The organism is Candidatus Aquicultor secundus, from assembly GCF_002791875.1.
In the GTDB taxonomy this organism is placed as follows: domain Bacteria; phylum Actinomycetota; class Aquicultoria; order Aquicultorales; family Aquicultoraceae; genus Aquicultor_A; species Aquicultor_A secundus.
Map to the genome: position 1 here is coordinate 4,856 of NZ_PFNG01000169.1, position 7,966 is coordinate 12,821.

Here is a 7,966-nt window from a genome sequence, read left to right on the forward strand (position 1 = left end):
CTGTGAGTGCTCACTAGATTCTTCACAACGCTTCAGAATGACGGTGAACAAATGAGTAATCGCCGTAAACTGAAGCCTGAAAGGCGTAAGGCAGCCATAATTACAAACTTTGGAGGTTTTAGGTTTTGAAGATTTTTGTGACGGGCGGGGCGGGGTTTATCGGTTCGAACTTTATCCGGTATATGCTGGATTCCTACACGCAGTACGAGATCGTTAACTTTGATAAGCTGACCTATGCCGGCAACCTGAATAATCTTAAAGGGATCGACAAAGATCCGCGCTACCGGTTCGTTGAAGGCGATATCTGCAATGCGAACGCCGTCATAGCGGCCCTAAAAGGATGCGGCGCTGCGGTTAATTTTGCGGCGGAGAGCCATGTCGACCGCTCGATAACCTCGGCCAAAGAGTTTATAGCCACTAATGTCATGGGCACGCAAGTACTGCTTGAGGCCGTGCGCGAGCTTGATATCCAACGGTACTTGCAGATCAGCACCGATGAGGTGTACGGCAGCATCGACGTGGGCTCATTTAAAGAGACCGACCCCCTGGAGCCGAGCAGCCCCTACTCTGCCAGCAAGGCCTCGGCGGACCTCTTGTGCCGCTCCTATTACACGACGTTCGGGATACCGGTTATCATCACTAGAAGCTCAAATAACTTCGGCCCGTATCAATATCCGGAGAAACTAATACCGCTTTTCACCACCAACCTGCTTGAGGACATCCCCGTCCCCATCTACGGCGACGGCAAGAACGTGCGCGACTGGTGCTATGTCGAGGATAATTGCCGCGGCATAGACACGGTGCTCCATCGCGGTGAAATAGGCGGTATCTACAACATCGGCGCGGGCAACGAGGTGACTAACCTCATTATCACCGAAACTATCCTGGGCCACTTGAAAAAGCCGAAATCGCTGATTGAGTTCGTGCCCGACCGGCTTGGGCATGACCGCAGGTACTCGATCGAGACCTCGAAAGTGCGCGCTCTCGGCTGGGAGCCGCACTATGACTTTGCCACCGCGATGGCCATGACGATCGACTGGTATCGTGGCAACGAGTGGTGGTGGCGACCGTTAAAGACGCTTTCCGCCACTTAGCGGTCTAATAAAAACCCTCAGCTTTGCAGGAAAACCACGTGCTTTTTTAGAATACCAACTAAGCAACTAATTAATGACTCCGATTAAAAACTTTAATCAGGGGTAGAAATCACTTTGTCGTATCCCGTTGTATCCATATATCAGTAACCTACTGCCTAGAATGGAGGAGTGGATTTTGCTAAAGCTTGATACAGTTTCAGGTCTACCGTTGCAACTAAAGGATGCCCGCCTGGTATTCGAGGGAGGTCTGCCGGAGGTGAAGCCGGACGTCCGCCACCTGGCCGCTTTAGAGGTTGTTCTGGCACCGAATTCCCTGCTTAGGGGCCCCGAGGAAGTCTATTTCATGTATCGCGACGTCGGCCGGCCGGATGACAAGAGCATGTTTAGACAAAGAAACTACCGCTATGATATCACAACGCTGCAACCCGGCATGGTCGGGCGGGAGCGTGTTAAAACCGTCGGACACTACCATCCCCACATCCCCGGTGCCAACGTTACTTATCCCGAAGTTTACGAGGTAATAAGCGGGCGCGCCCACTATATCTGCCAGAAGGTGGATGTAAATAAGGTGCTCGAATTCTTTGTAGTCGAGGCCCTGCCGGGACAAAAAGTCGTAATTCCCCCAGGCTACGGCCATATAACGATTAACCCCGGGGACGAGCCTCTGGTTATGAGTAATGTTACAGCGGACGGCTTTAAATCGATATATAAACCGCTCGAAGAACTGCACGGCGGCGCTTACTACGAACTTGAAGACTTCTCCTGGGAGAAAAACGAAAACTACGTGGAGCTTAGCGTACCCAAATGGGCGCAGGCAAACGAAGTGCCGGAATTCGGCCTCACCGAAGCCAGGCCGCTTTACATATCAATAACCGAAAACCCGGACAAATTCGATTACCTACTAAATCCCCAGAACTACCTGGATGTCTTCTCAAGCGCATTGAAGATGACGGGCAATTTACTTGGATAGAAAAAAGTAAGCAGTGCTTACTTACCTGCATTGTTTGCGCTCAGGCTTATGCTTTTACAACTAAGCTCTTGAGTGCCCTACCGGCTGCTTCTATCGTGCGCTCGATGTCCTCTTCGGTATGGGCGGTTGAAATGAAGGCGGCTTCGAATTGCGATGGGGCGAGGTTGATGCCCTGCTCGAGCATCGATTTAAAGTATGCGGCGAACTTGGCCGTATCGGATGTCTTTGCGCTCTGGTAGTCATACACCGGCTGGTCTGTGAAGAACATGCAGCTCAGTGAGCCTACGCGGGTAAACTGCGCGGGTACTCCCGCCTCTTCGGCGGCCGCTTTCAGGCCATCGGCAAACAGTGCGCTCTTGCGATCCAGTTCTTCATAGATTTTGGGGTCTTTAAGGATATTGAGCAGCGTAATGCCGGCGGTCATCGCAATCGGGTTGCCTGAGAGCGTTCCGGCTTGATAGACCGAGCCTACCGGCGCAATCGCATCCATAATCTCGGCGCGACCGCCAAACGCCCCGACCGGGAAGCCGCCGCCGATAATTTTGCCGAGACACGTTAAATCGGGCATGACGTTGTAATACTTCTGGGCGCCGCCGTACGATATACGAAAGCCGGTGATGACCTCGTCAAATATCAAAACGATGCCGTACTCTTTCGTGACCCTTCTTAGGCCCTCTAAGAAGCCCTCTTTTGGGGGGATAACCCCTGCGTTTCCCGCAACCGGCTCGATGATAACCGCGGCTATCTGCTCGTGCTGTTCGCGGATGAGCTTCTCGACTGCTTCAAGATCATTATATGGCAGGTTGATGGTGTCCTGCGCAGCGCCCTTGGTAACACCGGGGCTGTCCGGCAGGCCGAGCGTGGTAACACCGGAGCCCGCCTGAACGAGCAATGCATCTGAGTGCCCGTGATAACAGCCCTCAAACTTTATAAACTTCGAGCGCCCGGTATAACCGCGCGCCAGTCGGATGGCGCTCATCACCGCCTCTGTCCCCGAGCTTACCATCCTTACCTTTTCGACCGACGGCACGGCATTGACGACTGCTTTTGCCATCTCGACCTCTAGTTCTGTGGGCGCACCAAAGCTTGTGCCGTTCTCAAGGGCGGCCCTTACCGCTGTGCTTATCTCATCGTTCGCATGGCCTAAAATCATCGGCCCCCAGGACGCAACGTAATCGATATACTCGTTGCCGTCCACGTCGTATATCTTCGAGCCTTTCGCTTTTGCAATAAACAGCGGGCTTAATCCTACCGATTTGAACGCCCGCACCGGGCTGTTGACTCCCCCCGGGATATACTTCTGGGCTTCGTCGAATAACTGCCGAGATCTCGATGTGTCCATGCTTTACCTCCGAATATGGTAATAAAATGCTTATAAATAATGTTTACTAATAACACTTACTAATAATATTTACTAATAATACTTCTTAGTGCACTTTTGCAAGCGGCTATATACAAATCGCCTGTTCAGTATTTATTAACGTTAACTATTTCTTTACGTCTATTATTAGTTGACGTTATGTTATTCTTAACGCCCACTATACGTTACATTAGCTAATGTACACTATTAGTTAACATCTTGTACATTATAGGTTAATATGCATCTTACCTACTTCTACCTGCAGTAATCCCAAGCGCAAAGCACTGGGATTATGGTAGTGTATATTAATAGTAAACGATTGTTAATGATTTATTGACAACCCTGACTTCCGCAGCCGCACCCCGGTTCACCGGCCACTGCGGCCGCTTTTGGCACGTACACACAGTACGGCTCTTCGGCGAGATAATCTCCGGTGGCCTCAAACGCACGGGCGCGGCAGCCGCCGCAGACACGCTTGTACTCGCAGACCCCGCATTTGCCTTTAAGCTTATCAAAGTCTCTCAAATCCGCAAAAAGCGGTGCGGTTTCCCAGATTTCTTTAAAGGGCTTCTCTTTGACATTGCCGGCCGCCTTCTCAAAGTAGCCGCATGGTTGAACCTGGCCTACGTGGCTTATAAAGCAGAAGCCGATGCCGCCAAGACAACCCCTCGTCATAGTCTCAAGACCGCGTGATGCGTGCGGGTGCCCGGACATCATCGTCGACGCCTTCTCCCCATCGGCCTTGGCGCGCTGGCGCATGATCCTGAAGTAGTGCGGCGCATCGGTGGGTTTAAAGAAGATATCTTTTTCTTCCTTTTGCTTATCGTAGACCCAGTTCAGCGCGCGTTCGTACTCTTCGGGCGGAAGCTCCTGCTCCTCCAGCTCCTTGCCGCGACCGGTTGGAACCAATAGGAACGGGTGGAACGCCACGGCGCCGACATCCTTGGCAAATTTCAGCAAATCATCAAGATACTCGACATTGAGCTTGGTAATGGTCGAGTTGATCTGCACTTCGATTCCCGCCTCCTGGGCGATTTTTATGCCCCTGACCGCGTCGTCAAAAGCGCCTTTCAGTCCCCTAAATTCATCATGTTTTTCGGCAAACGGGAAATCAATGCTAACGCTCATCCTCGGTATACCGACTTCTTTTAGCTTGGCGGCTATCTCGGGGGTCATAAGTGTTGCGTTTGTACCGAGAACCATTCTCAACCCGATGTCATGCCCGTATTTTGCTATTTCATAGAAATCAGGCCTGGCAAGCGGTTCACCGCCGGTTAGAATGATAATGGGATCGCTAAACGATTTTATATTGTCGAGAAGCGCCTTTGCCTCCCCCGTCGAGAGTTCCCCTTCGTATGCCCCATGCAGGGCGGACGCCCGACAATGAATGCATGCAAGATTGCAGCTTCGCGTTATCTCCCATGCGATCATTCTCGGTGGGGGCACAGTCCCTTTGAGCTCCTTTATCTCGGCTTTTGGCGTTTCCTGATTACTCACAACAATAGCCTCCTGCTTACAGAAAATCTTTATTCTTGCAGCCACTTGGCTGCGTCTTTTGCGTGGTAGGTAATGATTATGTCTGCACCGGCGCGTTTGATGCCGGTCAGTATTTCCATGACCACGCGCTTCTCGTCAATCCAGTCTTTCTCTGCTGCGGCTTTTACCATCGAGAACTCGCCGCTCACGTTGTAGGCGGCTGTCGGGTAGCCGAATTCTTTCTTTATCGCGTAAATCAAGTCAAGGCAACTTAACGCCGGTTTTACCATAACGATATCGGCACCCTCCTCGATATCAAGCGACACCTCGCGCAGGGCTTCAAGACCGTTTGCCGCATCCATCTGATACGAGCGACGATCGCCGAACTGCGGCGTGGACTCGGCGGCTTCCCTGAACGGACCGTAAAACGCCGAGGCGTGCTTTGCCGAATACGCCATGATCGGGATGTCTTGATGCCCGTTCTCATCTAAACTGGAGCGTATTGCCGAGACGCGTCCGTCCATCATGTCGGATGGCGCCACCATATCGGCGCCGGCCGCTACATGCGTGAGCGCCTCCTGGGCAAGAAGCTCGAGGGTGACATCGTTTAATACCTCTCCGTCGCGGATAATCCCGCAGTGGCCGTGGCTCGTGTACTCGCAGAGACACACATCGGTTACGACCAAGAGATCCGGAACTTCTTTTTTAATCGCCCGGATGGCCCTCTGGACGATGCCGTCCTCATCGTAAGCTTCTGAGCCCACCTCATCTTTTGCGAATGGTATTCCAAACAATAGAATCGCGGGGATGCCGAGGTCTCTGACTTCCCTTGCCTCCTCGATAATGTTATCGATCGACATCTGGTAGTTGCCCGGCATCGATGAGATCTCTTTTTTTACACCCTCCCCCGGCGCTACGAAGAGCGGGTAGATGAAGTCATCGACGCTTAAGTGCGTCTCCCGTATCATCCTTCTAAAGTTTTCGTTTTTGCGCAGCCTGCGCGGCCTATATGTCGGAAAATACATTAGCCATCAATTCCTTTACTTAAGAATATTAGTGGTTGACCCTGGCCTCTGGGCCCTTTTCAATATTGCATCGACGAGACCCGGGATAGTGTACTCCTCTGCAAGGATATCAACATTGAGACCGAGACTCCATACGGCATCCGCCGTTACCGGGCCGATTGCGGCGATCAATACGCCGTCCATGAGCGCTTTAAACTCGTCGCCAAGCAGCCGTGCAAAGCTGTTGATTGTCGACGGGCTTGTAAACGTGGCGACATCGATACTTTTCTCTGCCAGCATTTCTTTTATGCGCTGTGCGGCTTGTGTATCCAGAACCGTTTGATACACCTCGGCGACATCGACCTCGCCGCCCATTGTGCGCAGGCTCTCGGGCAACACGTCGCGCGCCACCAGAGCCCTTGGGATAAGAAAGCGCTTTTCTCGCGCCCCGAGTTTTTCAAATTCGGCGATGAGCCCTTCGGCGACAAACTCCTTGGGGGTCAGGTCGATATGCAGTAAAAGCTTTTTCACGGCTTTGGCGGTGGCCGGGCCGATGGTTGCGATCTTCGCCCCGGCAAGAATCCTGATATCCTTGTTGAGGGTCTTCATGCGACGTATAAAATAGCGGACGCCGTTTGCGCTGGTGAAAATGATCCAGTCGTAACCGGGACCTTTTTCAAGGCGCTCGATGGCCGCATCGATATTAGCGAAACTATCCGGATCGGTAATCTTGATCGTGGGGATCTCAATCGGGTTACCGCCGAGATCGGTTAGCATCTCCGAAAACACTTTTGCCTGTTCTTTTGCGCGGGTTATGAGAATGCGTTTGCCGAAGAGCGGCTTTTTCTCGAACCAGCAGAGCTTCTGCCGCAAGTTTACAACGTCGCCCACGATAATGATCGACGGGGCCCTCAGCCGCGCCTGGGTGACCTGGCCGACGATGGTTTCAAGCGTGCCGATGACCGTCTGCTGCTGCGGGGTAGTCCCCCACCTTACAACGGCGACCGGCGTTTCCGGCGAGCGGCCGTTTTTTACAAGCTGCTCGACGATTGAGGGCAGGTTGCGCATCCCCATGTAAAAGATAATCGTGCCGATGCCGACAAGGCTCTTCCAGTCGATATCGGTGGTCTGCTTCAGCGGGTCCTCGTGGCCGGTCACGTAAGCGACCGTCGAGGTCACACCGCGGTGGGTGACCGGAATGCCCGCATAAGCGGGAACGGCATTGCCGGCGGATACTCCCGGCACAAACTCAAACTCGATGCCGTTTTCAACCAGAACCAGCGCCTCTTCGCCGCCACGACCGAAGATAAGCGGGTCGCCCCCTTTTAAGCGGGTAACGACTTTGCCTTCCTTCGCCTTTTCAACCAGAAGCATGTTGATATCGGATTGGGTGACCGAGTGCTTTCCCTCGGCTTTTCCGACATAGATAAACTCGGCCCCCGCCCTGGCGTGCTCAAACAACAGGTTTGTTGCCAAACGGTCGTAGATTACGACATCGGCCTGAGCGATGCACTCAATCCCTTTTAGCGTTATAAGTCGTGGGTCACCGGGACCCGCCCCGACCAGATATACCTTACCGTTCAATCTATTCACCTTTATTTTAAGATCCAGCCCAGAGTTCCCTACCTGTCATTCTGAACCCTTGCCCGTCATTCTGAACCCTTGCCTGTCATTCTGAACCCTTGCCTGTCATTCTGAACGAAGTGAAGAATCTAGAGAGCACTTCTCTTCTCTGTCACTTACTCTGTCTAAGCTTTGATTTACCTTAGTAAGAAGTAGCTATCAAGCATTTATAAACCATCTATTTCACTCTGTTATCTAAGCCTAAACCCTCTTACTTCAAACAAAGTTTCCGCACCCGAGATTCTTCGCTATCGCTCAGAATGACAGCTTCCCTGCTCGACCGCCCTGTTGATGGGCGGTCCATGGTTTCCGCACCCGAGATTCTTCGCTATCGCTCAGAATGACAGCAACCAATCCTTTGCCCTTAAGCAGATATCCTTATCCACCTATTCACCGATTTTATCCATTCGTATGAATCGGCTTCGGGACTTCGGTAATC

Annotated in this window: 6 protein-coding genes; 2 read left to right on the forward strand and 4 right to left on the reverse strand. The window is 52.3% G+C overall.

What is annotated here, in order from left to right; all coding sequences use genetic code 11:
* Positions 1-125 precede the first annotated feature (125 nt).
* Complete coding sequence (gene rfbB / locus COY37_RS07140; protein ID WP_286678231.1) at positions 126-1,094, forward strand: dTDP-glucose 4,6-dehydratase; 969 nt, start codon at positions 126-128, stop codon at positions 1,092-1,094.
* A 175-nt stretch (positions 1,095-1,269) separates the two neighbouring features.
* Positions 1,270-2,064, forward strand: coding sequence for a glucose-6-phosphate isomerase family protein (locus COY37_RS07145; protein ID WP_286678230.1), 795 nt, complete (start codon positions 1,270-1,272; stop codon positions 2,062-2,064).
* 46 nt (positions 2,065-2,110) lie between these two features.
* On the opposite strand, the gene hemL is transcribed toward COY37_RS07145, so the two are convergent.
* The 4 genes from hemL to cobA all read right to left on the reverse strand — a co-directional run bounded on the left by hemL (position 2,111) and on the right by cobA (position 7,497).
* Complete coding sequence (gene hemL / locus COY37_RS07150; RefSeq protein ID WP_286678229.1) at positions 2,111-3,406, reverse strand: glutamate-1-semialdehyde 2,1-aminomutase; 1,296 nt, start codon at positions 3,404-3,406, stop codon at positions 2,111-2,113.
* A gap of 348 nt (positions 3,407-3,754) precedes the next feature.
* Positions 3,755-4,921: a heme b synthase gene (gene ahbD / locus COY37_RS07155; protein WP_286678228.1), complete on the reverse strand. Its 1,167-nt coding sequence runs from the start codon at positions 4,919-4,921 to the stop codon at positions 3,755-3,757.
* A 29-nt stretch (positions 4,922-4,950) separates the two neighbouring features.
* Positions 4,951-5,925 carry a porphobilinogen synthase gene (gene hemB / locus COY37_RS07160; RefSeq protein ID WP_286678227.1) on the reverse strand — a complete coding sequence of 325 codons (975 nt, stop codon included), beginning with the start codon at positions 5,923-5,925 and terminating at the stop codon, positions 4,951-4,953.
* A 15-nt stretch (positions 5,926-5,940) separates the two neighbouring features.
* Positions 5,941-7,497, reverse strand: a complete 1,557-nt coding sequence (cobA, locus tag COY37_RS07165; protein ID WP_502690502.1) for a uroporphyrinogen-III C-methyltransferase — start codon at positions 7,495-7,497, stop codon at positions 5,941-5,943.
* Positions 7,498-7,966 lie beyond the last annotated feature (469 nt).

Bases quoted from the DNA above. Each gene is read 5' to 3' on its own strand.
- hemL (WP_286678229.1), bottom strand. From the start codon at position 3,406: ATGGACACATCGAGATCTCGGCAGTTATTCGACGAAGCCCAGAAGTAT.
- hemB (WP_286678227.1), bottom strand. From the start codon at position 5,925: ATGTATTTTCCGACATATAGGCCGCGCAGGCTGCGCAAAAACGAAAAC.